The sequence below is a fragment of the Aquimarina spongiae genome (assembly GCF_900141785.1).
GTDB classification, from domain to species: Bacteria; Bacteroidota; Bacteroidia; order Flavobacteriales; family Flavobacteriaceae; genus Aquimarina; species Aquimarina spongiae.
On the sequence record NZ_FQYP01000005.1, the window covers coordinates 131357 to 158323 of the forward strand.

The window sequence follows — 26967 nt, forward strand, 5'->3', positions numbered from 1 at the left end:
AGAAACATGAAGAAAGCATTTATTTTTGATTTGGATGGTGTTATTGTTGATACAGCAAAATATCATTTTTTAGCCTGGCAAAATCTAGCCAATAGCCTAAGTATTTCTTTTTCTGAAGAACAAAATGAACAACTAAAAGGAGTTAGCCGAGTACGATCTTTAGAAAAAATTTTAGAATGGGGGAATAAGACCATTTCAGAAGAAGAATTTACAAGATTAATGGCTGAAAAGAATGAGGAGTACCTAACCTATATTTCCAGGATGGATACCTCAGAAATTTTGCCAGATGTCCCAAGAATACTTAATTATTTGATTTCAAAAACTCAAGCAATTGCTTTAGGTTCAGCAAGCAAAAATGCACGAATAATTTTAGACAAAGTAGAACTAACCAATAAATTTAATACTATCGTAGATGGTACAGATGTATCCAAAGCTAAACCAGATCCAGAAGTGTTTTTGATCGGTGCAAAAGCTTTAGACATTGCTCCAGAGGATTGTGTGGTTTTCGAAGATTCTGTTGCAGGTGTACAAGCTGCAAATATTGCCAATATGATCAGCATTGGAATCGGAGATGCCAAAGTGCTTCATGAGGCAGATTACGTTTTCAAAGACTTCACCGAAATCAAAGAAGAGTTTTTGGATACATTACTAACTACCGAAAAAGTTTAACAATTTTAGAAGAAGATGAATCAGGATTATATAAAACCAGATAACTGGTCGATTATTGAAGAAGGATTTGATGTAGAACGAGTTAAATCCTCAGAAAGCCTTTTTAGTATCGGAAATGGTGCTATGGGACAACGAGCAAATTTTGAAGAAACTTATACAGGTCCCACTTTCCAAGGAAGCTATATTGCCGGGGTATATTATCCAGACAAAACCCGAGTAGGATGGTGGAAGAATGGGTACCCAGAGTATTTTGCAAAAGTGCTTAATGCACCCAACTGGATCGGTATTGATGTCGAGGTGAATGGAGAAAAACTGGACCTACACCAATGTAAGTCTGTTACCAATTTCAGGAGAGAACTTAACATGAAAGAAGGATGGTACCAGCGCTCATTTACCGCAGTACTTGCTAATGGCACAGAAATAGAAGTAAAAGCAACACGATTTCTTAGTCTGGATCTAGATGAGGTGGGTGCTATTCGTTATAAGGTAACCCCAATCAATCAAGAAGCTAAAGTGGTATTTACACCATATTTGGATGCTGGGATTACTAATGAAGATACCAATTGGGATGATAAGTTTTGGGATACCTATGACTTGTCTCATAATGGCAATACCGCTTATATTCTATCAAAGACCATGAAAACAGAATTTCATGTGTGTACAGGAATGTTAAATCAGTTGTTTGTTGCCAACGAACAAGTAGATGCTAGTCCTAAAGCTGAAACTAGTGGTACCTCTGTAAGATTGTCTTATGAAGCTCAGGTAGCCAAGGGACAAAGTACACATCTGGTGAAATTTGGAGGATATACAGTATCCTTAAATCATAAAAACGAAGATCTGGTCTCAGCCAGTGCAACGGTGCTGAAGCAAGCTTCAGAATCTGGTTTTGATGCTTTATTAGATTTGCAAAAGAAAGCCTGGTCCAAGATTTGGGAAATGGCAGATATTGTTATTGAAGGAGATGTAAAAGCACAACAAGGGATTCGTTTTAATATATTTCAGCTAAACCAAACCTATTTAGGAAAAGATCCTAGATTAAATATTGGTCCAAAAGGGTTTACAGGCGAAAAATATGGAGGAAGTACCTATTGGGATACCGAAGCGTATTGTCTTCCATTTTATATGGCTACCAAAGATCAGATGGTGGCCAGAAATCTGCTTACCTATCGTTACCATCATTTGAATAAAGCAATAGAAAATGCAGAAAAACTTGGATTTACCAATGGTGCAGCCTTGTACCCGATGGTGACCATGAATGGAGAAGAGTGCCATAACGAATGGGAAATTACGTTCGAAGAAATCCATAGAAATGGCGCAATGACTTTCGCTATTTACAATTATGTGCGATACACAGGAGATTACAGTTACATCCCAGAAAAAGGATTGGAAGTAATGATAGGTGTAGCACGTTTTTGGCATCAGAGAGCAACGTTTTCTGAGGAGAAGGAGAAATATGTTATTTTGGGAGTAACCGGTCCAAACGAGTACGAAAATAACATCAACAATAACTGGTATACAAACTATTTAGCCAAATGGTGTATCGAGTATTGTATAGAAAACCTCAATAAAGTAAAAGGAGAATATGCTGTAGACTACAAAAGGATTATAGAGGCTACGAATTTGCATCAGGAAGAAATTGATGGAATGTTGAAAGTAGCAGAGCATATGTATTTCCCTTACTCAGAAAAGCATCAGGTATTTTTACAGCAAGATGGATTCTTGGATAAGGAACTTATCACAGTATCCAATCTAGATGCTTCTCAGCGACCAATAAATCAATATTGGAGTTGGGATAGAATTTTACGTTCTCCTTATATCAAACAAGCGGATACGTTACAAGGGATGTATATGTTTGAGGATAAGTTTACTAAAGAAGAAATGGCAAAACACTTTGATTTTTATGAACCATATACGGTTCACGAATCTTCTTTGTCTCCTTGTGTTCACAGTATAATAGCGGCTTATCTGGATAGAATGGATCAGGCATATACATTTTACTTGCGTACATCCAGACTAGACCTTGATGATTACAATAAAGAAGTAGAAGAAGGACTACATATTACTAGCATGGCGGGAACCTGGATGAGTATTGTTGAAGGTTTTGGAGGATTAAGAATTAAGGAGGATAAGCTTTCTTTTACTCCAAGAATTCCTAAAGAGTGGAAAGGATATACTTTTAATGTGAACTTCAGAAATCAAATCTTAAAAGTAAGTGTTTCTCAAGAAGGGACATCTTTTACTTTAGAAGGAAATCAGGAATTGACTATTTGTGTGGGTGGTAAAGAATTTACCATTTCCCCAGATAGTTTAATAACGGTGTAATCAATACCAATTGATTGAATATAAAAACACCTCAAGAGCTTTGGTTTTTGGGGTGTTTGTCTCTAACCAATTACCTTAATCATTTTAAAAACTTAAAACAATGAAGAATATAGTACTAGTTCTATGCTCTTGTTTATTGTTTTCAATTACTTACGGACAAATAGACAAAATAGAACCTCCTTTTTGGTGGAGTGGAATGCATCTTGACCAACTACAATTAGTGTGTTACGGAAAAGACATTTCTAAATATGATATACAGATAGAGGGGCTCACAATAACAGAGGTTAAAAAGACAGAGAATCCGAATTATGTATTTGTTACTATAGATACAAAAGGAGTACAACCGACTACTTTTTCTATAGATTTTAAAGAAAACAATAATACTGTGTTTTCTCAACCTTATGAATTGAAACAAAGAAGAGAAAACTCCAAAGATCGAAAAGGCTTTGATAGTAGTGATGTTATGTATTTGATCATGCCAGATCGATTTGCTAATGGAGATTCCAAGAATGATTCTCATCCAGATACTGTTGAGAAGGCAGATCGATCAAATCCAGGTGGGCGCCATGGGGGAGATTTACAGGGGGTAATTGATCATTTGGATTACCTCAAAGATCTTGGAGCGACGGCTTTGTGGAGTACTCCTTTGTTGGAGGACAACGAACCCGTGTACTCATATCATACTTATGCGCAAAGTGATCTGTATAAAATTGATCCAAGATACGGTACAAATGAGGATTATAAACGCTTGGCTTCAGAAATGCATAAGCAGGATATGAAACTAATTATGGATTATGTTACCAATCATTGGGGATCGAAACACTGGATGATTCAAGATTTGCCAACCAAAGATTGGATTCACCAATGGCCAGAAGGTTTCAGAAGAAGTAATTATCGAATGACTACGCAGTTTGATAAGAATGCTGCTCAAGTTGATGCTAAAGGCTGTATGGATGGCTGGTTTGATACCACGATGCCGGATATGAATCAAAGTAATCCTTTACTGCTTAACTACATTACACAAAATGCTATTTGGTGGATAGAGTATGCAGATCTTGATGGGTTTAGAGTAGATACCTATTCTTACAATGATAAAGACGGTATTGCACAATGGACCAAAGCAATTATGGAAGAGTATCCTAATTTTAATATTGTAGGTGAGGTTTGGATGCATAACCAGGCTCAGATTGCGTATTGGCAAAAAGACAGTAAAATTGGAGCAATTAATGGCTTTAATTCATATTTACCGTCGGTAATGGACTTTACCCTGCACGATGCACTAATGGTAGTGTTTGATGAAGATGAAGGCGCTTGGGACAAAGGTATGATCAGAGCTTATGAGAATTTTACAAATGACTTTTTATATCCAGACATTAATAATATTCTGTTGTTTGCAGGTAATCACGATACCAATAGAATCAATGAGATCTATCAAGGAGATATTGATAAGTATAAAATGGCCATGACCTTGGTATTTACCACACGAGGTATTCCGCAGATTTATTATGGAGATGAAATCGGAATGTTAGGAAATCGTGATAAAAAAGGGGATGGTGATATACGCAGAGATTTTCCAGGAGGCTGGGAGGGCGATCAACAAAATGCCTTTTTGCCAACGGATCAAAATATAGGAAGAACCAAAGATCAGGAAGCTTTTCATTCATTTACCAAAAAAGTATTGAACTGGCGTAAAAATGCTTCTGCCATTCATAATGGACAATTACTTCAGTTTATCCCATTCGATAATGTATATGTGTATTTCAGATACAATAAGGAGCAAACCATCATGGTCATTATAAATAATAGTACCAAGGATCAGAATATCAATGTAAACAGATTTAAGGAAGGAATACAAGCTTTCAAAACTGGGACCGATATTATTACCGATAACAATATTGATATTACTGAGGATTTTAATATTCAGGCTAAAAAATCCATGATACTAGAGTTGAAATAAAAGAATAAACCTAATAGAATTAAAGAGATAATGAAAAAACTAGTAATAAGTTTAATCACCCTGGGAGTATTGTTTTCCTGCGGAAAGGAAAAAAAGGAGACAGTAGTAGCCAAAACCGAAGTAAAAGAAGAAGTAAAACAAGAACTTCCTCCAGTAGATAATGCAATGATGGAGAACGCGGTGATATATGAAGCTAATATTCGTCAATATTCTGAAGAAGGATCGTTTAAAGCATTTACCAAAGATATTCCTGTATTGAAGCAATTAGGAGTAAAAGTGCTTTGGGTAATGCCTATTTACCCTATTTCTACTACCAAAAGCAAAGGGCCTTTAGGAAGTTATTATGCGATTTCTGATTACACCAAAGTAAATCCAGAATTTGGAACTTTAGAAGATTTTAGAGATTTGGTAAAAACAGCACATGATAATGGTATTTATGTGATTTTAGATTGGGTAGCTAATCATACGGGATGGGATCACGTATGGTTAAAAGAACACCCGGATTACTATACCAAAGATAAAGAAGGAAATATTACTCATACAGTAGATACGGACTGGACAGATGTTGCTGATCTCAATTATGACAATCAGGAGATGCGTGAACAGATGAGAAAGGATATGATGTATTGGGTAAAAGAGGAAGGCGTAGATGGCTTCCGATGTGACGTAGCAGGAATGGTGCCTGTAGATTTTTGGGAAAAAACAGTAACTGAGCTAAAGAAAATCAAACCTGTATTTATGTTGGCAGAAGGTTGGGAACCTGAATTATTGAACAACGCCTTTGACATGGGATACGGATGGGATACACACCATAAGATGAATGATATTGCACAAGGAAAAGCAGATGCCAAAGAATGGGATAAAAGAATGGCGCAAATTGACTCTTTGTATGAAGAAGATGATATTTTGATGAACTTTACTTCCAACCATGATGAGAATTCCTGGAATGGTACTGTAGATGAAAGAATGGGAGATGCCAAAGAACTGTTTGCAGCACTTTCGTATGTTGCACCAGGTATGCCTTTGATCTATTCGGGTCAAGAATATGATATGGATAAAAGGTTACTCTTTTTTGAAAAAGATACCATTATTAAAAAGAAGGGGAAATTCTTTCCATTATATGAGAAACTAGGAAAGCTTAAGAATACCAATCCTGCATTACATGGAGGGAAAGAGGCTGCATCCTATACCAGAATTAATACCTCTGATGATAAAAAAGTGTTAGCTTTTGCAAGAGAAAAGGATGGTAACAAAGTTGTATTTGTAGCAAATATGACCAAAGAGTCTGTTTCATTTACCTCGGATTATGTGGGTAAATTCAAAGACTACTTCTCTGGAGAATCTATGGAAGCAACGGCAGACCAAAAATATGAACTGAATGCCTGGCAATATTTAATTTTGATTCAAGAGTAATCAAAAAACGAAGTGTTAATTTATCAAACGGTCTGTTTTTACAGACCGTTTTTTGTTATTTATACATTTTTGAACAAAAGTTAAGGTCTATAGATCAAAATAATAGTAAAAAACGATCCACTTTGATATATTACTTTAATCTTAACGATATTCCTGAAAATGTGTTAAAATATCCTCTTTATTGTCGGTAAATACTGAATTTATTAACCGAAAACGTTTTAGTTTTTTAGCAAATTAGGTTATTATGGTCATTAACGATAGTTTTGGCTGTAATGACAAAAAAGGTTAAAAATATCGCAGTATTAACTTCGGGAGGAGACGCTCCCGGAATGAATGCAGCCATTCGTGCAGTGGTCCGTTCTTGTAGCTTTTACCAGATCAATTGTTTTGGTATCTATAAAGGATATGAGGGATTAATTCATAATGAAATTGAAGAGCTGAATGCACGTTCGGTACGAAACATTATTAATAAAGGAGGAACTTTCCTGAAATCGGCGCGATCTGCAGCATTCAGAACTGTAGAAGGAAGACAAAAAGCGTATGACAATCTGGTAAAGAATAATATAGATGCTCTTGTAGTAATTGGCGGAGACGGAAGTTTTACCGGAGCGCTTAAATTGTCTGAAGAGTTTAATTTTCCTGTAGTAGGTATTCCTGGAACTATCGATAATGATATCAACGGTACTGATTATACGATTGGATATGACACAGCATTGAATACCGTAGTAGAAGCCATTGATAAAATTCGTGATACGGCAAGTTCTCATAATCGTTTATTTCTTATTGAAGTGATGGGAAGAGATGCTGGAGATATCGCTCTTAATGCAGGTATAGGTGCTGGAGCAGAAGAAATCCTTATTCCCGAGGAAGATATGGGGGTAGATCGATTAATAGAATCCCTTAAGAAAAGTAAAAAGACTGGAAAAACTTCTAGTATCATCGTTGTAGCCGAAGGAGACAAATCTGGAAAAAATATTTTCGAACTCGGGGAGTATGTAGAAGAAAACCTTGAAGAGTACGAAGTAAGAGTTTCGGTTTTAGGGCATATCCAAAGAGGAGGAGCACCAAGTTGTTATGATAGAGTACTTGCCAGTAAACTAGGGGTAGGTGCCGTAGAAGCCTTACTAGAAGGTAAAAGTGAAGTCATGATAGGAATTGTACACAAGCAAGTGACTATTGTTCCGTTGACCACAGCATTGGATAAAAGGCTTCACAAACATGATGGACTAATTAAAGTAGCAGATATCACTTCGGTGTAACTATATAACCACATTTAAATCAAAATTAAAACAACTAAATTATTAGATATGAGTACGTTAAAAATTGGAATTAACGGTTTCGGAAGAATTGGAAGAATTGCTTTTAGAATAGCTTCTAAGCGAGATAACGTAGAGATTGTAGCCATAAATGATTTACTAGACGTAGACCATTTGGCTTACTTATTAGAATATGATTCTGTTCATGGTAAATTTGATGGAACAATTGAGGTGAAAAATGGAAACCTTGTTGTAAATGGAAAAGAAATCCGTGTAACAGCAGAACGCAATCCGGAAGATTTGAAATGGGATGCAGTTGGAGTTGATGTAGTTATGGATTGTACAGGAATATTTACTACGCTGGGAACGGCAGATGCTCACCTTAAAGCAGGAGCGAAGAAAGTTGTGATTTCAGCACCTTCAAAAGATGCTCCTATGTTTGTAATGGGAGTAAATCATAACGACGTAAAAGATTCTGATACTATTGTATCTAATGCTTCTTGTACCACCAATTGTTTAGCACCGTTAGCCAAAGTTATTGACGATAATTTCGGAATTGAAGAAGGACTAATGACTACAGTTCACGCTTCTACTGCGACACAGTCTACAGTAGATACTCCTTCAAGAAAGAATTATAGATTAGGTCGTAGTGCTTTAAATAACATCATTCCTTCTACCACAGGAGCTGCAGTTGCCGTAACCAAAGTAATTCCAGCGCTTCAAGGAAAGTTAACCGGAATGGCATTTAGAGTGCCAACTGCAGATGTTTCTGTAGTGGATCTTACGGTAAAAACTAAAAAGGCAGTGTCTTACGACGAATTGAAAGCTGTAGTAAAAAAGGCTTCAGAAAATGAACTAAAAGGTATTTTAGGATATACAGACGAAGATGTTGTTTCTCAAGATTTTGTGGGAGAATCACAAACGTCTGTTTTTGATGCTAATGCAGGAATTGCGCTTAATGATAATTTCTTCAAATTGGTGTCTTGGTATGACAACGAATATGGGTATTCTACAAAATTAGTAGACTTGTCTACTCACGTAGGTAACCTATAGGACATAATATTTTCATGCCCCAAACCAATTTTTGGGGCATTATTTTCTTGCTAACAACAAATAAATTTTCAAAATGATTTTATTAGCCGACGGAGGTTCTACTAAATGCGATTGGATTCTGCTAGATGGATCCGGAGAAATTGTTTTTAAAACCCGAACAGAAGGGTTGAATCCAGCTGTATTCGAAAAATCTCTTCTCGAAAAAAGAATTCGAAGTAATAAAGAACTTTCTTCTAATAAAGAAAAAGTTGATACGGTGCATTTTTATGGAGCCGGTTGCGGTACTGTAAAACCAGCGGCTATGCTCAAAAAAGTGTTTGAAGAATTTTTTGTTAATGCAGAAGTTGTTGTTAAAGAAGATATGGTGGCTGCGGTCTATGCGGCTACTACAGAACCAGGTATTGTTTGTATTTTGGGTACGGGTTCTAATAGTTGTTATTATGATGGGGATGATATCCATATGTCTGTGGATTCTTTAGGATATATCCTTATGGATGAGGCTAGTGGTAATTATTTTGGAAAAAAGTTGATTAGGGATTACTATTACAAAAGAATGCCTCCAGAAGTTGCTGCAGAGTTTGAGAAACGTTTTGACTTGTCTTCTGATGCGATCAAAGAGAACTTATATAAAAGAGAAAATCCAAATACCTATTTGGCGTCTTTTGCAGAGTTTATTTTTACCAGCGAACGTAATGGATACTTTTACAAGGTGCTTACCGAAGGTATTCAGGAGTTTGTAGAGAATAGAGTATTGTGTTTCCCTGAAGCTCAAAATGTACCTATTCATTTTATTGGCTCTATAGCACATTTTAGTGAAGATATTATTCGTGCTGCGGTATGGCCTTACCATCTTACCGTAGGTAATATTGTAAGAAGACCGATTGATGGGATTATCGATTATTATCGCAACGAAGTGATCAAAACCAAAACAGATAAAGTATAGAAAGAGTATTACTTTTCTATTATAATGAAATAGGGTAGTTGAGGGTAACTCTGGTTCCTTGACCTGGGATAGAGTTTAAGAAAATGCGGCCATTGATATAATTCATGCGTTCTTTCATAAAAAATAGGCCCATACCTCCTTCAGCGTTGTTCACTGGTTTTGTAGGTACTTTGCTGATGTCAAATCCTTTTCCATTATCATCAATGGTAATACTCAATAGGGCTTCAGAATGATTGAGGTTAATCATTACAAATTCAGAGTTAGCATACTTAATAGCATTATTGACTGCTTCTTGAGTAACCCTATATAAATTGGTTTCTACTAAGGTGTCAAATCGTTGATCAAAGTTAGAAGGGTTTTCAAAAATAATGTTCTTACCAGTAAGTTTAGAAAGCTCTTTCGCCATTTTTTGTAGGGCAGTAGGGATGCCATAATCCTTCAACTCTGGGGGAGTAAGGTTAAAAGTGGCCATTCTGATTCCCTGAATCAGATCATTTGATAATTGTTTTAGTCCTTCAATTTTTTGCTCAGATTTTTCAATATTAGATAGATTGATAGACTCAATATTCAGTTTAAGAGCTGTTAGCATTTGCCCGATGCTGTCATGGATTTCTTTTGCAATTCTTTTTCGTTCTTCTTCTTGTGCCTCTACGATTTGACTGGCATTCGATTTTTGAAGTTCTTCTTTTTCTTTATAGCGGGACGCGTTAAGCCTTTCAATTTCAATTTGAGCTTCTTTTCTTTTTGAAATATCAGAGCATAATACCAATCGTTCAGAATTTCCAGATTCCTTAAAGACGGTAAGTATGGAAACATCTAACCAGATTTTTTGTTGGTTGTAGGTTTCGAATTCAAATTCTTCATTGAAGACACCTCCTTTATTTTGAGCTATAAGCCGTAATAATCTATTTTTTTGCACTTCATTTAGTCCAATAAGATCTGCTAAGTTTTTCTGCGAACTATCTTGTTCGACGCGTAAAAGTTTGGCAAAGCGATTCCCTATATTTTTGACCATACCTGATTCATCCGTTCGAGCATAGAGTAAGGTTTGATCAATGGCTTTGGTAAGAGAAATTAACTCTTGTACATTCTTCTCTTGATTTTTTCTCAATTCCTCTGCTCTGGAAGCCATCTCTTCAGATTTTTTTTGAGATTGCAAAAGTTTTGAAATGGTATTTTTTATGCTAAATGTGGTTGGCCTGAATAACAAGAAAAATTCTGAGATAAGGATGAAAATAATGAAACCGAACAAGATATATTCAATTCGCTTAAGACTGGATACTTTTTGTTGAGCTTCTTTTTCATATTTAAACACAATAGCATCCATTTGCTCTAAAAAGAGGGGCTCGTTAGTAACAATAGCATTGAGGTGATTTGTGAATTGATCAGGTTGTATCGAATCTTTTCTAGCAAGATCAATGGCTTGTATGCTATTGATATAAATGGTCTCAAACGAAGGCTGTAAACGAGCGAACATTCTTTCAATTTCGGTACTGTCGGTATTTTTTTTGGTCACAGATGCATTATACTGTGTCAGTATTTCATGAGATTGTCGCCAGAGTTCAAGAGTAGATTCTAGATTCTTGATATGTTCGCTTCTAGAGTTGGACTCTTCTATATTAGAGAGTATCAACGCCTCTTTGGTCAACTTCTGACTCAACATTCTCTGTCTTCCTGAGATATTGATGATTCTTGAATCATCGATCTGCGAGTTGAGATACTGTTGAATAAAAAATTGCCCTCCAATTGTAAACAAAGCTATCGCTCCTAGAGCAATAATATAAATTTTACTTAGGCGATTAAAAGTTTGATGATCTAAAGAATCTCGTTTCAACGGTAAATTAGGCTATAGCTTGTTTAACCAAAGCTAAGGCTTTTTCTGAATATGATAGTTTTAATGCGGCTTCATGGCCTTTGTCAGACATCTTTCGCCACGTTTTTTGTAAAATATCGATTACCTTTTCATTAGAGTGCTTTACCATAAAATCCTCATAATAATAGGATAAGAATACCAGGCAAATCACATCTTCCAGGGTTTGAGTACCTTCATCTTTCTTGAGTTTTTTCTTTTGAAGTAAAAAAGAAACTCTTTCTATGACTTCTTCATCATAACCTACTTTGGTTAAAACTTGAGAAGCCTTTTCTGCATGAAATTTCTTAAGTTCCTCTCTCCATTTCAAATATCCAACACGATCCATAGGGTAGCTGTTTCTGGGAATTTCCCATCTGCAGATGTGTTGTGCTCTAGCTGCTAATTGTAGCGCTTCAGAAGCATTAGGATCAAAGCTATCCAAGGTGGTGGACATACGTTGTCCATAGATTAGTTCTTTGGCAACCCATTGTCCATTTACCTCTTCCTGGTTAGGGTCTTTGGCATTGGCTTCATCAAATAGAGAAAGTGCTTCGGTTAATTTATTGGTCGGCATAAAAGTGATGTGTTATACTACAAACAAATTTATGTTTTTTCTGAATTAAACAAGCATTGTTCCCCAATATCTTTATTCTGAAAAGCCAATATAAACAAAGCCATCTTCTATTTTTACTGGATAGGTAGCAATAGGTTCCAAATCTCCATTTAGATTTTCACCACTTTCCAAAGAAAATGTCTTTTTATGCATGGGGCAGGCTACTTTGGGAACGCCACCTTGATCCCCGATCATTCCTCTGCTCAATACCATTTCCATTTTGTGAGGGCAAACATTTTGGCAAGCATACCATTCTTGCTTTCTTTCAAAATTGAATACGGCTATTTGTTTGTTGTTGTATTTGATACATGCACCTCCGTTTTTAGGAAAATCGCTTACTTTGGCTGCTTTGAACCAAACCGCGACTTCGTTGACAGTGGTGGTTTTATAGATTTCTAAAATTTCTTCCATGATACTTTTTTTATTTCCAGGGCTCAGGCATTTTTTGATCTCTTAAAGGAACAAAAACCAGGTTATCATCAGTTTCTTCGCTATTTACAAAGTGATTGAAGCGTTTCATAATTTCTTCATCTTGTATGGCTTGTGTCCATTCACATTGAAAAGAGCCTACCAATCCACTCATTTCTTTTTCCAGGTCTTCTGCCAAACTTAGAGAGTCTTCAATTACTACTTGTTTTAGATATTCAATACCTCCTTCTAATTTATCCAGCCATTTTGCGGTTCGTTGCAATGGTGCTGCCGTTCGGATATAGAACATTAAAAAACGATCCAAGTATTTGATCACAGTTTCGTTATCGATTTGTTCTGCCAATAATTCGGCATGCTTTGGATTAGCACCACCATTACCACACACATATAAATTCCATCCCCCTTCTACAGCTATTACTCCAAAATCTTTACAACGGGCCTCTGCACATTCTCGAATACAACCCGAAACTCCACCTTTTAATTTGTGTGGCGACCTAAGGCCTTTGTAACGCTCTTCTAATTCGATAGCAAAGCTTACGCTTTCATCCATCCCATATCGACACCAGGTAGATCCTACACAACTTTTTATCGTTCTCAATGATTTCCCGTAGGCGTGTCCGCTTTCGAAACCATGATCGATAAGATCTTTCCATATTTTAGGCAATTGATCCAAACGCGCACCAAAAAAGTCAACGCGTTGTCCACCTGTAATTTTGGTGTATAGCTCATATTTCTTTCCGACTTCTCCCAGTACGATTAATTTTTCGGGAGTAATTTCTCCTCCTGGAATCCTTGGTACTACAGAATATGTACCGTTCCTTTGGATATTTGCTAAAAATCGATCATTAGAATCTTGAATAGGTGCTTCTTCGTTGGCTGTATCTGCATAAATACTTGCCATAATAGAGGCAATCACTGGTTTACAAGTTTCACATCCATCACCTTTTCCAATATGATCGAGTACTTCGTCGTATTTTCTGTATCCTTTTAGTTTAATAATGTCATACAGTTCTTGTCGATTATATTCAAAATGTTCACAGATCGTATCTTTTACTTCTTTACCCAGAGATTTTAAAGTAGCGTCTACTAGGTCTTTTACCATAGGCTTACATCCACCACATCCGGTTCCTGCTTTTGTACAAGAAATAACATCTCCTAGATCATTACAGCTTCCATCTTGTATAGCTCCGCAGATAGCACCTTTGCTTACACTTTCGCATGAACAAATCTGCGCATCATCTGGTAAATCCATAACATCTCCTAGCAAAGAATCTCCATCTCCGCCACGACTACCTAGAATCAAATCCTCCGGATTTTCAGGAAGAGCCATTGCCGTATTGTATATCTGAAATAAAGCATTATAATCTGAAGAATCTCCGACCAGAATACCTCCCAACAAATGAGTGCCATCTTGAGATACATTTATTCTTTTATAGACCCCTTTGCGTTTGTTTTCGTAAACAATAGTGTCAATATCTTCATTTTCGGATAAGGCATCACCAAAACTTGCTACTTCGGTCCCGATCAATTTTAACTGAGTAGACATATCGATATGATCGGCCATGTATTTCTTTGTATCCGAAGTGATATGAGATACTGCCACATCTGCCATGTCGTATCCAGGTGCTACCAGTCCGTATATCATATTATTGTATAAAGCTACTTCACCAATGGCAAAAATATTATCATCAGAGGTTTTCATGGTGTTATCGACAATCACACCGCCTCTGATACCCGTCTCGAGTTGACATTCTTTGGCTAACTCGTCTCTTGGGCGAATTCCTGCAGAAATGACTAACATGTCTACATCGAGTTCGGTACCATCGATATATTTGAGACCTTCAATAGCCTTTTCTCCTTTAATATATTCGGTTTGTTTGTTTAGATGCACTTCTAACCCAAGTTCTTCAATTTTGGCTTGTAACATATCGCTTCCTCCCTGATCAAGCTGTCTGGGCATCAATCTAGGAGCAAACTCTACCACATGTGCGTCCAAACCAAGTTCTTTTACAGCATTTGCAGCTTCTAAACCTAATAAACCACCGCCAAGAACCGCGGCTTGTGTTTTTCCTTCTGATTTAAGTTTTTTGGTGTACGCCGCAATGGCTTCAAGGTCTTCGATAGTACGATATACAAATACTCCTTCTTTTTCTACTCCTGGGATTGGAGGTACAAAAGCTGAAGAGCCTGTAGCTAAAATCAAATAATCATAAGCGTATTTTTCTCCTCTATGATTGGCGACCGTTTTTTCTTCCCGGTTGATTTCAGTGATCATTTCAGAAATATGAAGATCAATGTGATGTTCTTTATACCAGGTAGCAGAAGACATACTTAGATCTTCTTCGGTTTTTCCAGCATAATACTCGCTTAAATGTACACGATCGTAAGCTCTTCTGGGTTCTTCTCCAAAAACGGTTAGTTGAAAATCACTGTAATTTTCAGAGGCTACAAATTTTTCGCAAAACTTATAACCAACCATTCCATTACCTATAACTACTACCTTCTTCATAAATTACGTATTTAAAGATCAAAATTAAGTATTAATACGTATTTTATTAGTAGGAATTACGTAATTATCCGTAGGTAAATTTGAAAATTCCAAAAAAATAAACACCAATCCCTGCCAAAAATATTTTTTGACAGGGACTGGAAACTGTAACAAACTTGAAAATTTATAAGTTTTCGGGAGCAGCAGGTTTAGGGCTCCACTTTAATAAGTTTGGTTTTACAACTAGCATTGCCCATGCCCAGTTTTGCGTGCTAGCGGGATCAGCTACACCTTTTAGGATTTCCATTGAGTCTGAAGCAAACATATGAGAGTATCCTATCTTCAAAGTAGCAAAAGGAAGTACTTTTTGAGTGTATACCAGATCTACTTCTGTTCCCAGGTAGTCATCAATTCCTTCACCCAAACTTTCTGCAGCTGCAAAATAGTGAGCTTTGATCAAAAGACTTGATTTTTCTCCGGTTTTGATCACTGTTTTTCCGTAGAGATCATTCAATCCTACATTATTGGCATGATTCCCTACAAAGAAGTAATCCATATACCCATTGAACTTGTGGTTGGTACCAAAAATTGGAAAGAAAGATTCTATTTTTCCATCGGTTCCTCCATTTTCATCTCCACTCAAGGTTTCAAACCCAAGTCCGAATAATGTTTTTCCTGGCTTATAGGTAAGTTCTAATAATGCATTATAAGCAGATAACTCAATATCTTCGGTAAAATCTCCTGTTTGTCCATAGATATTGGCAGCAATAGAAAATCCTTTTGCAGGTTTGGCTACCAAATGGGTACCAAAAGTTTGTCTGCGTACCGTACCATCTACAGGTGTTTGTCCATCATTAGGATCTAGATTTTGGTAAGAGTTATTAGCAATTAACAAACTTCCAGAGAATTTCTCCCAGTCCTTATGCAACCAGGCATAGATCATTCCTTTGTAATCGAATACCGCTCTTACATTTCCTCCATTATTAGGATCAAATAGGGTAGTTTGTGTTCTCACACCATTTTGGTTAAACGCAAGACCTATATCTAGTTTTAGCCCTTTGTCATTGGCGTATTTTAATAAGGCCGCATCATGGAATCGACCTTGCATTGCCCAATCCAATCCTCCAAAGATTCGTTGATCATCATAGGATAAGGCTTGTCTTCCTAGTTTGGTAGACCATCCTTTTCCGAATTTAAAATCAATCCAGGCTTGTGCCAATGAGAAGCTATCATTACCATCGGTAGGCGCAATTTGTGGAGTATCTCCCCAGATACTCACATCTTGCACACTAACAAAGGCAGAGAATTTTTCTTGTTTGTAGCCTAGTTTTAATCGAGTACGTTGTTGTACAAATGTTCCGGCATCCACACCATCAGGAATTAACGTACCAAAACCATTTAAATATTCTAATCGAGGTCTGATATCTGCGTCGATACTGAATTCTTGTGCTTTCCCCTTTGTTGCCAAAATGAATAATAATAAGGCAAAGTATAATTTGTTTTTCATTTGAATAGTTTTTGTTGGCATACTATATAAGATATGCAATTGTTGTTCTGTTAGTTCTATTAGCGGATTATATTATCATTAAAAATACAATGTAAAACTAAGTATTAATACTTAATTTTTGAGTTTTTATTAGATAAAAATACGTACTTTTAATTTTCATTTTTCTAATTTTTTGTATCAACTTTTGAAATATTCATATATTTGATTTTACGTTTATTGAGGTAAACGCGTAAAAGAAATAAGTCAAAGTTTATGGTTAAAATAGTTTTAGTAGACGACCATTTTATGGTAAGAGATGGGATTCGTGCCATCCTTGAAGAAGAGGATTTATACGAAGTGGTTGGCGAGGCCGCCAACGGCTCCGAAGCTCTTACTCTAATTAACTCCTTACAACCGGATATTGCCATCTGCGATATCCGAATGCCAGAAATGTCGGGTATTGATATGGTGCAACAAATGGTGTCGAAGGAATTACCTACCAAAACTATTATGTTATCTATGCACGACTCTGATGAATACATTTTGCAATCTATTAATGCCGGAGCAGATGGATATTTGTTGAAAGGAGCGAGTAAAGAAGAGTTCCTTAAGGCTCTTACCGTGGTTAGCAGTGGTGAAAAGTACTTTAGCGGTGATGTCTCTTCTATTCTGGTTAAAAAGATTAAATCTGAGGGTATTGTAGATGCGATTCCAGCAGAAGAAGGAGAAACATCGTCGAATACTACAGAGAAGGCCGATAACAATCCTTTTGAACTTACCAAAAGAGAGCGCCAGATTCTGCAGCTGGCAGTATCTGGTAAAACAAATAAAGATATTGCAGAAGAGCTTAATATTAGTAAACGTACTATAGAAGTGCATCGATTTAATTTAATGAAAAAAATGGGAGTCAAAAATGTGCTTGAGTTAAGTAATAAGGCCAGATCTTATGGTCTGATTTCTTAGAAACTTCATATTTTATTTTCCCGCTATTACTTCATAAGTTCCTGTAATTTTATTGAAACTTTTGGTTAGGTCGTTGGTAGTGTTGTATACCTCTTCAAGAGGAAATCCACCATCTAGAAAAGATCGTTTATTTAATTGGAATTTTTCCCATACAGACATTACTAATCCCAATTCTTCTTCAATTTCAGAATTATTATAACTACTAATTAACAAATCTCCTATCACACTATCGAATTCATCAAACACAGAAGTCAATGTTCTTCTGAATTCTATCTTTTTATCGGCAAACATGGTAAGACCAGTATAATATAAGCATAATCTTTGTGAAAGCATACGCTGTTTACCAGATACATTAATGGTGTTTGTTAACTCTTGGCTCTTGTTCTTGAAAAATTGATTACTATAATTTGAACTGGCTTCTATACTAAGTACCAGATCATGGCAAGCTTTCAATAATCTAGTATTAAGATTCATAATCTGCAAAGAAGTGGAAGTACTAGGAGCAGACTCAATAAGTGGTTTAAATTCTGTCCATATCTTTTGAACATTCTTAATAGATAGTTTTACAGCCGATCCAGTAGCATTTTGATTGAGAATGGAAAGCTGTTTTTCAAATATAAATTTACTTGAATTCAATTCCTTTTTAATACTCTCATTAACAATACCCTTTGCAATGAGTAAGTATGCTTTGGACATTTTTTGGGAGAGCATGCGCTGTTTACCGGAAACGTTAATGGCTTTATTGTAAGTAATCGATCCAAAATTTTGGGATTGAGAAAAAAGAAACAATGGGGATATTAATGTCATTAACAGAACAATACATAAAACTTTTGTTTTCATAAGCAGTAATTTAATTTAAGGGTTATAGCTTTTTTTAAGTAGTAATACTTATTTTGTTTGAGGTAAGTAAATACTGATGTCTTTGTCAGAATTTGGAGGCAAATTAGGAATTTATCTTCAGATACCTTGATGTGATAACCGCATTATTTTTATGTAAATAGCTTATTAACAATAATTTAATGATTGTTCTTGTTTTCGTATTTCAATATACATAATTTTTCAAAGTTAAAATTATTGAATCTGTAATTAATGATATTGATAATTTATATATACGTAATAATTTGTTAAATACTTATTTTTTAAAATTAAATTTACTTTTAAATAAGTAATAATACTTAGTTTTGAAATGTTCTATTAGCGAATTTTACAAAACACAGAGTTATGAAAAAATTACATGTCAATATTATGATGCTCGCTGTAGCCATGTTTATGGTAGCATGCGGAGGTAAAAAAGAAAAAAGTATCGCAGTTAGTGATACTAGTGAAAAGGAAACTTCTTCCGAATTACTTATAGAGAAACCTCAATTAACATTTGGATTCATTAAACTAACGGATATGGCACCATTAGCCATCGCCAAAGAAAAAGGGTTCTTTGAAGACGAGGGACTTTTTGTATCTGTAGAGGCACAATCTAACTGGAAAAATGTTTTGGATCGTGTAATAGATGGACAATTAGATGGGTCACATATGCTTGCTGGTCAGCCTATTGCTGCAGGAGCTGGCTTTGGAAGACAAGCAGAATTGGTAACTCCGTTTTCTATGGACTTAAATGGAAATGGAATTACAGTTTCTAATGATGTTTGGTCAAAAATGAAGCCTAATGTACCCGTTGGTGAAGACGGAAAACCAATCCATCCTATTTCTGCAGAGGCGTTAAAACCTGTAATCGATGGATATAAGAATGATGGAAAACCATTTAAAATGGGAATGGTATTTCCGGTATCTACACATAACTACGAGATTCGTTATTGGTTGGCGGCTGCAGGGATTCACCCAGGAATGTATTCCAAAGATAATATACAAGGACAGATAGATGCAGATGTATTGCTTTCTGTTACTCCACCACCACAAATGCCAGCAACTCTTGAAGCTGGAACGATCTATGGATATTGCGTAGGGGAGCCATGGAACCAACAAGCGGTTTTCAAGGGTATAGGAGTGCCAGTAACTACAAATTATGATATCTGGAAAAATAACCCAGAAAAGGTTTTTGTAATGACTAAAAAGTTTATTGAAAAATATCCTAATACAGCTGTGGCTGTAACTAAGGCGTTAATTAGAGCAGGTAAGTGGTTAGATGCTCCTGGAAATCGCAAGGAAGCAGTCAAAATTTTATCGATGCCAGAGTATGTAGGAGCAGACGAAGTGGTACTCGCAAATTCTATGACAGGAACTTTTGAGTTCGAAAAAGGAGATAAAAGACAAATGCCTGATTTCAACGTGTTTTACAGATATGATGCTACCTATCCTTTTTACTCTGATGGAATCTGGTTCTTAACACAAATGAGACGTTGGGGTCAAATACCAGAAAGTAAGCCTGCAGAGTGGTATCACGAAAAAATAAAAGAAATCTACAGACCAGATATTTGGACCAAAGCGGCAAATCTATTGGTAGAAGAAGGGCATTTAGAAGCTTCAGAATTGCCAAAAACAGATGGGTATAAGCCAGCTACTACTGATTTTATAGATGGTAAAACGTATGATGCCAAAGATCCGGTAGGATACATCAATAGCTTTTCAATAGGAAATAAAGAGAACAGTGAAGGAGTAACAAGTGTTCAGTAATAAAAAGAGCTTCGGCTCTTTTTATTTTCCTTCAGAAGAAAACATTAAAAATAAGACGGATGAAAGATAAATCGATTCATATACTGAATTTTGTAGGACTAGGTTTTTTTGAACCTGCAATACGTTTGGCTGCTGGAGAAGAGGTCAAGAAAAATATAATTGCACTGCTTAAAAAGGTATTATTACCTATAGTGTCTGTTGGGTTATTCCTTATTATTTGGCACTCTGGAGCAACGTATTTATATAATGTTGAAAAAGATGCCCGAATCGAGAAAGCTTTGGCAGATAGAGGAGAAGCGGCTGCTCTGGAAATGGAAACCTGTATAGATTCTGGTGATATCAGTTGTCAGCCAAATACATTACCGTCTCCCGCTCAGGTATGGACTGCTTATAAATCTTTATTGGTAGATCATAGAGTGATTTCAGAGAAAAAAGATGCTTTTTCTGAAAAAGTAGCGGCCACCAACGCAAAGAGAAAAGCTCAAGGATTGGCGCCGATCAAATATACGGGTAGGCCTTCTTTTGTGGATCAGATTTTTACAAGCTTAAAAACGGTGTTCGCTGGTTTCTTGTTAGCGTTTTTGATTGCAGTACCTATTGGTATTATGCTGGGACTGAGCACTACATTACGATCTTCAGTAAACTGGCTGATACAGATTTTTAAGCCGGTGTCTCCTGTAGTATGGTTGTTGTTGGTCTTTATGATCGTTAAAACACTAACAAAGAATTCGGATTCTGATAGTTCTTTTATTATTTCATTTATAAGTGTTGGCTTGTGTTCTATGTGGGCAACTCTGGTCAATACAAGTATGGGAGTGTCATCGGTAGATAAAGACTATATCAATGTAGCCAAAGTGTTACAGTTAAGTGTTGGTCAAAAAGTTTTTAAAATCATATTACCGTCTTCTTTTCCACTGATTTTTACAGGACTACGTATCACCCTTTCTGTAGCTTGGATGGTGCTTATTGCGATCGAATTATTGGCACAAAGCCCTGGATTAGGATCTTTCGTTTGGGAAGAGTTCCAGAATGGGGCTAACGACTCTAATTCAAAGATTATCGTAGCCATGTTTGTTATCGGGATCATTGGATTCTTGTTGGATCGCCTAATGTTGACGATTCAGAAGTTTGTGACATTTACAGAAGAAACCGCATAATCTTATTGTTATGGCGTATATAGAATTAAGAAACGTATCCAAATCATTTGGTACAGGTAAAGATAGAACAGAAGTTCTGTCTAATATTAATCTTGAAATAGAAGAAGGAGAGTTTGTTGCCATTGTTGGATTTACCGGAAGTGGAAAGACAACTTTAATCAATTTGATTTCAGGATTAATGATGCCAGACGAAGGACAAGTACTGTTCAAAGGAGAACCAGTTACAGGTCCAAGCCACGAACGCGGAGTAATCTTTCAGAATTACTCGTTACTTCCTTGGTTAAATGTGAGGAATAATGTTGGGATGGCGGTAAAAGAAGCGTTTAAGAAGATGACCAAAAAAGATCGCTCCAAAAGGGTAGAGGATTATGTAGAGATGGTAAATCTTTCTCCGGCGATTAATAAACTTCCAAAGGAACTTTCTGGAGGAATGCGGCAACGGGTTTCTGTTACCAGAGCTTTATCAATGAGTCCAGATGTGATTCTTATGGATGAGCCGTTAAGTGCTTTGGATGCACTAACTAGAGGGAATCTGCAACAGGAAATTCTAAAAATTTGGAATCAGGATAAAAAAACCGCACTACTTATCACAAACGATGTAGACGAAGGTATTTTGATGGCGGATCGTATCATTCCGTTAAAACCTGGTCCAAAAGCAACCCTCGGTCCAGAATACAAAATCAATTTGGATCGCCCTAGAGATAAAACCGCTTTAAATCACAATGAAGAATATAAAAAACTTCGAAATGGTATCATGGAGTATTTGATCCAAATAGGAGAGCAAAGAGCTTCTAAAAAAGAGAATACTTACACCTTACCAGATATCAGTCCAAAGATTAGATTTAAGCCTTTCAGTAAAATTAGTTTTAGCTAAACAAAAGAATGTAGCATGGAAACACTAGAGAAAAATAGCATAAGACGAACAGATAATGGGCTGTTTGAAGACAAATATATGTTGGATATATCAAAGCTTACAAAGATTTATCCAACTCCAAAAGGAGACTATGTGGTATTGGATGATCTGGATCTTAAAATTAAACATGAGGAGTTCATCTCTATCATAGGTCATTCTGGTTGTGGAAAATCTACGTTGCTTACCATGATCGCGGGCTTAAATCCAATTTCTAGAGGTACTATAGTGGTTAATAATCAAACTGTTCGGGGTCCTGGTCCTGATCGAGGAGTGATTTTTCAGTCACCAAGTCTTTTACCATGGATGACCGCTTACGAAAATGTAATGCTAGGAGTAAAGCAGGTTTTTGCTCATGGGAGCAAAAAAGATCGGGATGATATTGTTAAATATTACCTGGCAAAAGTGGGGTTAGAAGATGCTATGCATAAAAAGGCAAAAGAGTTATCTCAAGGAATGCAACAACGTGTTGGGATTGCTCGAGCATTTGCTATCAAACCCAAGGTGTTATTACTTGATGAACCTTTTGGAATGTTAGATTCTTTAACTAGAGGAGAGCTGCAAGATGTGCTTATAGAAGTGTGGAATCAAGAAAAGATAACGGCTATTATGATTACTCATGATGTTGATGAATCCATATTTTTGGCAGATCGGGTAATTATGATGACAAGCGGGCCAAGAGCCAAGGTGGGTGATATTCTTGAAATTGATTTTGAAAGACCTCGCTTGCGAAAAGATGTTCTGGATCATCCTGATTACTACAAGTATCGGGAACATTTGATTAACTTTTTGGAGCACTAGTATTGATCGACTAACAAATTCGTTACTTATTTTTTTACTAATTTTTTCCCCCTTTCTTATACTATTTAAGTATTATTGGTATATTTAGAATAGAATTGGGGAAATATTTGTATTTGAAGCTGTACACATTTATATTTTTTGGATATGAGTGGTTGTGTGTGGCTTAATATAAAACCCGCCCCAAATAGCATTAAATAGACAATAATAGCTATACTATTTTTTTTACCCTGATAGCATAAAAATATTTTAAGACTTAGTGTTGAAACCTTAAAGAACAAAGTAGCTTTAAGTGTTTCTTGTGTTGCCGGTTACAATTTTATTGTAACCGGTTTTTTTAATGTAATTTGACAAAATACGTTAGCGGTTTTTTGAAAATCAGTTTTTTTGAGTGTTGAATTTTGAAGAATTCATAATTCTTTTCCCGGAATTACAGAAAGAGCTTTCTATGTTATGAAACATACGTATTAATACTTAGTTTTGGATAAAATCTTTGTACAAAGTGTTTTATGTCGAAGTATAAATCTTACAAAACAACTTGTTCTTATTGTGGGGTAGGTTGTGGTATCATTGCAAAAAAAGATCCTAAAGGGGTAATAACAGTTGAGGGAGATAAAGATCATCCCGTTAATCGTGGTATGTTGTGTACCAAAGGGATGAATTTGCATCATGTGGTTCAGGATAAAAGTGATCGAATTTTGTATCCTGAGATGAGATGGAGTAAAGGGCATGAGCGTCAAAAAGTGTCTTGGGATCAGGCAATGAATAGAGCTGCTGCTGTGTTCAGAACGATGATCGACAAATACGGTCCGGATAGTGTTGGTTTTTATGTGTCTGGACAGTGCCTTACTGAAGAGTATTACTTGGTAAATAAGTTGGCAAAAGGTTTTATAGGGACCAACAATGTGGATACGAATTCGAGATTATGCATGAGTTCTGCCGTGGTCGGTTATAAACAGGCGCTGGGAGAAGATAGTGTGCCAATCTCATATCAGGATATTGAACTTGCAGATTGTTTTATGATTGCTGGAGCAAATCCAGCATGGTGTCATCCTATTCTGTTCAGGAGAATCGAAGCACACAAAGAAAAAAATCCAGATACCAAAATTATCGTTGTTGATCCAAGGAGAACGCAATCTTGTGATATTGCTGATCTTCATTTGCAGATTCTTCCTGGGACCGATGTGGTGTTGTATAATGCTATTGCCAAAAGATTGATTGATAAAAGGAAGATTGACAAAAGTTTTATAGCTAACCACACGGATAATTTTGAAGCGCTCAAGGCATCGCTTCAGGACACTAGTCTAAGTGAAGCTGCCAAAATCTGTGGAATTTCAGTAGTAGATATCAAAAAAGCGGCATCTCTTATTAGTAACGCAAAAGGATTCATTACGCTTTGGGCGATGGGACTGAATCAAAGTTCTATAGGGGTGAATAAGAACAACGCGCTGCTTAATCTGTCCTTGTTAACCGGACATATCGGGAAACCAGGCTCAGGTCCTTTTTCGCTTACGGGTCAGCCCAATGCAATGGGAGGAAGAGAAGTAGGAGGTATGGCTAATCTATTAGCAGCTCACAAAGATTTGGCTAATGAAACCCATAGAACTGAGGTAGCAAATTTTTGGGGAGGAAAAGAAATATCTCCTAAACCTGGATTAACCGCTACCGAAATGTTTGATGCTTTGGAAAGTGGTAAATTAAAAGCAGTTTGGATAATTTGTACTAATCCATTAGTGAGTTTGCCTAATGCGAATAAAGTAGAAAAGGCTTTAAAAAATGCAAAGTTTGTGATTGTACAAGATATATCTTATCGATCAGAAACAACAGAATATGCAGACCTTCTCTTACCAGCAGCAGGTTGGGTAGAAAAAGAAGGTACAATGACCAATAGTGAGCGAAGGATTACACATTTAAATAAAGTAATTGATCCCCCAGGAGAAGCACAAGCTGATGCCGAAATTCTTTGGAACTTTGCACGAAAGATGGGGTATCATGGATTTGATTACAACTCCGTTGAAGAGGTGTATAAGGAACATTGTGCGCTAACCAAAGGAACCAATATTGATGTTTCTGGATTGAGTTATAGTCGTTTGAAAGGAGAAGGGAGTTTTCAGTGGCCAGTACCTACAAATAATCATCCAGGTACATCGCGTTTGTTTTTGGATAAAAAGTTCTACACCGATACCGGAAATGCTAAGTTTGTTATTCCTCGATTTACAAAGCCTACGTCGGAGTTACTTACTGAAAAGCATCCTTTAATTTTAACTACAGGTCGTGTAAGGGATCAGTGGCATACCAGAACCAAAACGGGTAAGGTAAATAGATTGCTTACACATATTCCTGATCCTTATCTGGAAATGAATCAGGTAGATGCTTTTTTGCGTGAACTTAAAGATGGGGATGTTGCCGTTGTAGAAAGTAAAAGAGGGAAGGTGCAAGTAAAAATAAAAGTCAGTGATAGTATCAATAGAGGTGTTGTTTTTCTTCCGATGCATTGGGGAAAAGTACTAGGAAATGACTTTGGCAGAGCTAATAATCTCACTACAAGTATTGTAGATCCAATATCCAAAGAGCCTGATTTCAAATTTTCGGCTGTGCAGGTTTCTAAATATATCAAACCAAGACAAAAAATATGTGTTGTAGGAGCTGGTACCGCTGCATACCGCTTTATACAAACCTATAGAGAGCATAATAAGGAAGATGAAATCGTAGTGTTTTCAAAAGAGCCGTATCCTTTTTATAATCGGGTGTTGTTGCCAGAGTATGTGAGTGAGGAGTTAAAGTGGGAACAACTTCAGAAAATGAGGGAAGGGAGTATGGAGTCTTTGAATGTGACCTTGCTTACAGGTAATCCTATCGAAGAAATTAATCGGGGGGAGAAATATATTGTAGATGGTAATGGAGAAAAACATACTTATGATGTGGTGTTGATGGCTACAGGAAGCAGAGCGTTTGTTCCCAAAGAAGTGCCGATTCATCTTCCAGGGAGGTTTACGATGAGAAATAGAGGAGATGCGGATCAATTGAAGAATTATTTGGACGAAACCGGCTTGCCAGAAAATCAACAGCATGTTACCATAGTAGGAGGAGGGCTTTTGGGATTAGAATTAGCTGCTGCTCTTCGGAAAAAAGATATCAAGATTACCATTGTGCAACGAGGAAATCGTTTGATGGAGCGTCAATTAGATATTGTAGCTAGTAGGTTATTGGCTGAAGATGTCATAGAAAAAGGGATCCAAATTCATTTTGATAATGAAGTTGATACCGTGTTTAATCTCGAAAAAGGAGATTTGCAGGTCAACTTAAAATCTGGGAAATCATTTAATTGTAATGCGGTAGTGTATTCTATTGGGACTATCCCTAATATTGATTTGGCCAAAAAGATAGGTGTGGATTGCAGACGTGGTATCCTTGTAAATCAGTATTTGCAATCTAGCGATCCAAGTATTTTTGCAATTGGAGAAATCGCAGAGTTTGAAGGTAACTTGTATGGTATTACTGCTGCTGCCGAGCAACAAGCAGATATTGTTGCCAAATATTTGTTGGGAGATTATGCTGCTATTTACAAAGGTTCTGTGTTTATGAATATTTTGAAGTTCGAGGATCTTGATTTATGTAGTATTGGTAATATCGATATGCCAAAAAATGATCCTCAATATGAAGAGGTAGTTTTTATGGATGTTAGAAAGCGGTTTTACAAAAAGTGTATTGTAAAAGATGATCGACTTCTTGGAGCCATTTTGATGGGAGATAAAAACGAATTTGCAGATTTTAAACGTCTGATTGAAGAAAAAATAGAACTCTCTGAAAAGAGGGAAGAATTGCTTCGTTCTACGCATTCTGGAGAGCCTGTAATCGGTAAATTAATTTGTTCTTGTAGTCAGGTGGGAGAAGGTAATCTGGAGGGAGCTATAGCTTCTGGCTACTCTAATTTTGCGGATCTTTGTAATCAAACAGGAGCTGGGTTAGGATGCGGAAGCTGTAAGCCTGAAGTAAAACAGGTGTTGAATGGTATGTTGCAAAATGCATAATT

Annotated in this window: 19 protein-coding genes; 13 read left to right on the forward strand and 6 right to left on the reverse strand. The window is 36.5% G+C overall.

The window, feature by feature from the left end; genetic code table 11:
- Window positions 1-6 precede the first annotated feature (6 nt).
- The 7 genes from pgmB to BUE24_RS12335 all read left to right on the forward strand — a co-directional run bounded on the left by pgmB (window position 7) and on the right by BUE24_RS12335 (window position 9613).
- Window positions 7-669 (forward strand): beta-phosphoglucomutase, encoded by a 663-nt coding sequence (gene pgmB / locus BUE24_RS12305; RefSeq protein ID WP_073316326.1) that lies wholly within the window; start codon window positions 7-9, stop codon window positions 667-669.
- A 15-nt stretch (window positions 670-684) separates the two neighbouring features.
- Complete coding sequence (locus BUE24_RS12310; RefSeq protein WP_073316327.1) at window positions 685-2991, forward strand: glycoside hydrolase family 65 protein; 2307 nt, start codon at window positions 685-687, stop codon at window positions 2989-2991.
- Between the two features lie 100 nt (window positions 2992-3091).
- Window positions 3092-4948 (forward strand): glycoside hydrolase family 13 protein, encoded by a 1857-nt coding sequence (locus BUE24_RS12315; RefSeq protein WP_073316328.1) that lies wholly within the window; start codon window positions 3092-3094, stop codon window positions 4946-4948.
- Between the two features lie 30 nt (window positions 4949-4978).
- Complete coding sequence (locus BUE24_RS12320; RefSeq protein WP_073316329.1) at window positions 4979-6361, forward strand: alpha-amylase family glycosyl hydrolase; 1383 nt, start codon at window positions 4979-4981, stop codon at window positions 6359-6361.
- Between the two features lie 272 nt (window positions 6362-6633).
- Window positions 6634-7620, forward strand: a complete 987-nt coding sequence (gene pfkA, locus BUE24_RS12325; RefSeq protein ID WP_073316330.1) for a 6-phosphofructokinase — start codon at window positions 6634-6636, stop codon at window positions 7618-7620.
- Window positions 7621-7668: 48 nt separating this feature from the next.
- Window positions 7669-8670 (forward strand): type I glyceraldehyde-3-phosphate dehydrogenase, encoded by a 1002-nt coding sequence (gene gap, locus BUE24_RS12330; RefSeq protein WP_073316331.1) that lies wholly within the window; start codon window positions 7669-7671, stop codon window positions 8668-8670.
- A 73-nt stretch (window positions 8671-8743) separates the two neighbouring features.
- Entirely contained in the window at window positions 8744-9613 is an 870-nt protein-coding gene (locus BUE24_RS12335) for a BadF/BadG/BcrA/BcrD ATPase family protein (RefSeq protein WP_073316332.1), read from the forward strand.
- Window positions 9614-9632: 19 nt separating this feature from the next.
- Here BUE24_RS12335 and BUE24_RS12340 read toward each other — a convergent pair whose 3' ends face one another.
- The 5 genes from BUE24_RS12340 to BUE24_RS12360 all read right to left on the reverse strand — a co-directional run bounded on the left by BUE24_RS12340 (window position 9633) and on the right by BUE24_RS12360 (window position 16502).
- The gene (locus BUE24_RS12340; protein ID WP_073316333.1) at window positions 9633-11447 is read right to left on the reverse strand and encodes a sensor histidine kinase; all 1815 of its coding nucleotides are present in this window, start codon (window positions 11445-11447) and stop codon (window positions 9633-9635) included.
- A gap of 7 nt (window positions 11448-11454) precedes the next feature.
- Complete coding sequence (locus tag BUE24_RS12345; protein WP_073316334.1) at window positions 11455-12039, reverse strand: DUF4202 domain-containing protein; 585 nt, start codon at window positions 12037-12039, stop codon at window positions 11455-11457.
- A 72-nt stretch (window positions 12040-12111) separates the two neighbouring features.
- Window positions 12112-12489: a nitrite reductase small subunit NirD gene (gene nirD, locus BUE24_RS12350; RefSeq protein ID WP_073316335.1), complete on the reverse strand. Its 378-nt coding sequence runs from the start codon at window positions 12487-12489 to the stop codon at window positions 12112-12114.
- A gap of 10 nt (window positions 12490-12499) precedes the next feature.
- Window positions 12500-15016 carry a nitrite reductase large subunit NirB gene (nirB, locus tag BUE24_RS12355; RefSeq protein WP_073316336.1) on the reverse strand — a complete coding sequence of 839 codons (2517 nt, stop codon included), beginning with the start codon at window positions 15014-15016 and terminating at the stop codon, window positions 12500-12502.
- Window positions 15017-15179: 163 nt separating this feature from the next.
- Complete coding sequence (locus BUE24_RS12360) at window positions 15180-16502, reverse strand: alginate export family protein (protein ID WP_073316337.1); 1323 nt, start codon at window positions 16500-16502, stop codon at window positions 15180-15182.
- A gap of 252 nt (window positions 16503-16754) precedes the next feature.
- On the opposite strand from BUE24_RS12360, the gene BUE24_RS12365 reads away from it, so the two are divergent.
- Entirely contained in the window at window positions 16755-17444 is a 690-nt protein-coding gene (locus tag BUE24_RS12365; protein WP_073316338.1) for a response regulator, read from the forward strand.
- Window positions 17445-17456: 12 nt separating this feature from the next.
- Here the strand turns inward: BUE24_RS12365 and BUE24_RS12370 are convergent, their stop codons facing one another.
- On the reverse strand, window positions 17457-18284 hold the full coding sequence (locus BUE24_RS12370) for a type IV pili methyl-accepting chemotaxis transducer N-terminal domain-containing protein (RefSeq protein WP_084549509.1): 828 nt from the start codon (window positions 18282-18284) through the stop codon (window positions 17457-17459).
- 381 nt (window positions 18285-18665) lie between these two features.
- On the opposite strand from BUE24_RS12370, the gene BUE24_RS12375 reads away from it, so the two are divergent.
- The 5 genes from BUE24_RS12375 (at window position 18666) to BUE24_RS12395 (ending at window position 26965) form a co-directional block, all read left to right on the forward strand.
- On the forward strand, window positions 18666-20069 hold the full coding sequence (locus tag BUE24_RS12375) for a CmpA/NrtA family ABC transporter substrate-binding protein (RefSeq protein ID WP_073316340.1): 1404 nt from the start codon (window positions 18666-18668) through the stop codon (window positions 20067-20069).
- 59 nt (window positions 20070-20128) lie between these two features.
- Window positions 20129-21226, forward strand: coding sequence for an ABC transporter permease (locus tag BUE24_RS12380; protein ID WP_073316341.1), 1098 nt, complete (start codon window positions 20129-20131; stop codon window positions 21224-21226).
- Window positions 21227-21236: 10 nt separating this feature from the next.
- The gene (locus BUE24_RS12385) at window positions 21237-22100 is read left to right on the forward strand and encodes an ABC transporter ATP-binding protein (protein WP_073316342.1); all 864 of its coding nucleotides are present in this window, start codon (window positions 21237-21239) and stop codon (window positions 22098-22100) included.
- Between the two features lie 15 nt (window positions 22101-22115).
- Complete coding sequence (locus BUE24_RS12390; RefSeq protein WP_073316343.1) at window positions 22116-22937, forward strand: ABC transporter ATP-binding protein; 822 nt, start codon at window positions 22116-22118, stop codon at window positions 22935-22937.
- A 506-nt stretch (window positions 22938-23443) separates the two neighbouring features.
- A complete protein-coding gene (locus BUE24_RS12395; RefSeq protein WP_073316344.1) occupies window positions 23444-26965 on the forward strand; it encodes a nitrate reductase in 3522 nt (1173 codons plus the stop codon).
- Window positions 26966-26967 lie beyond the last annotated feature (2 nt).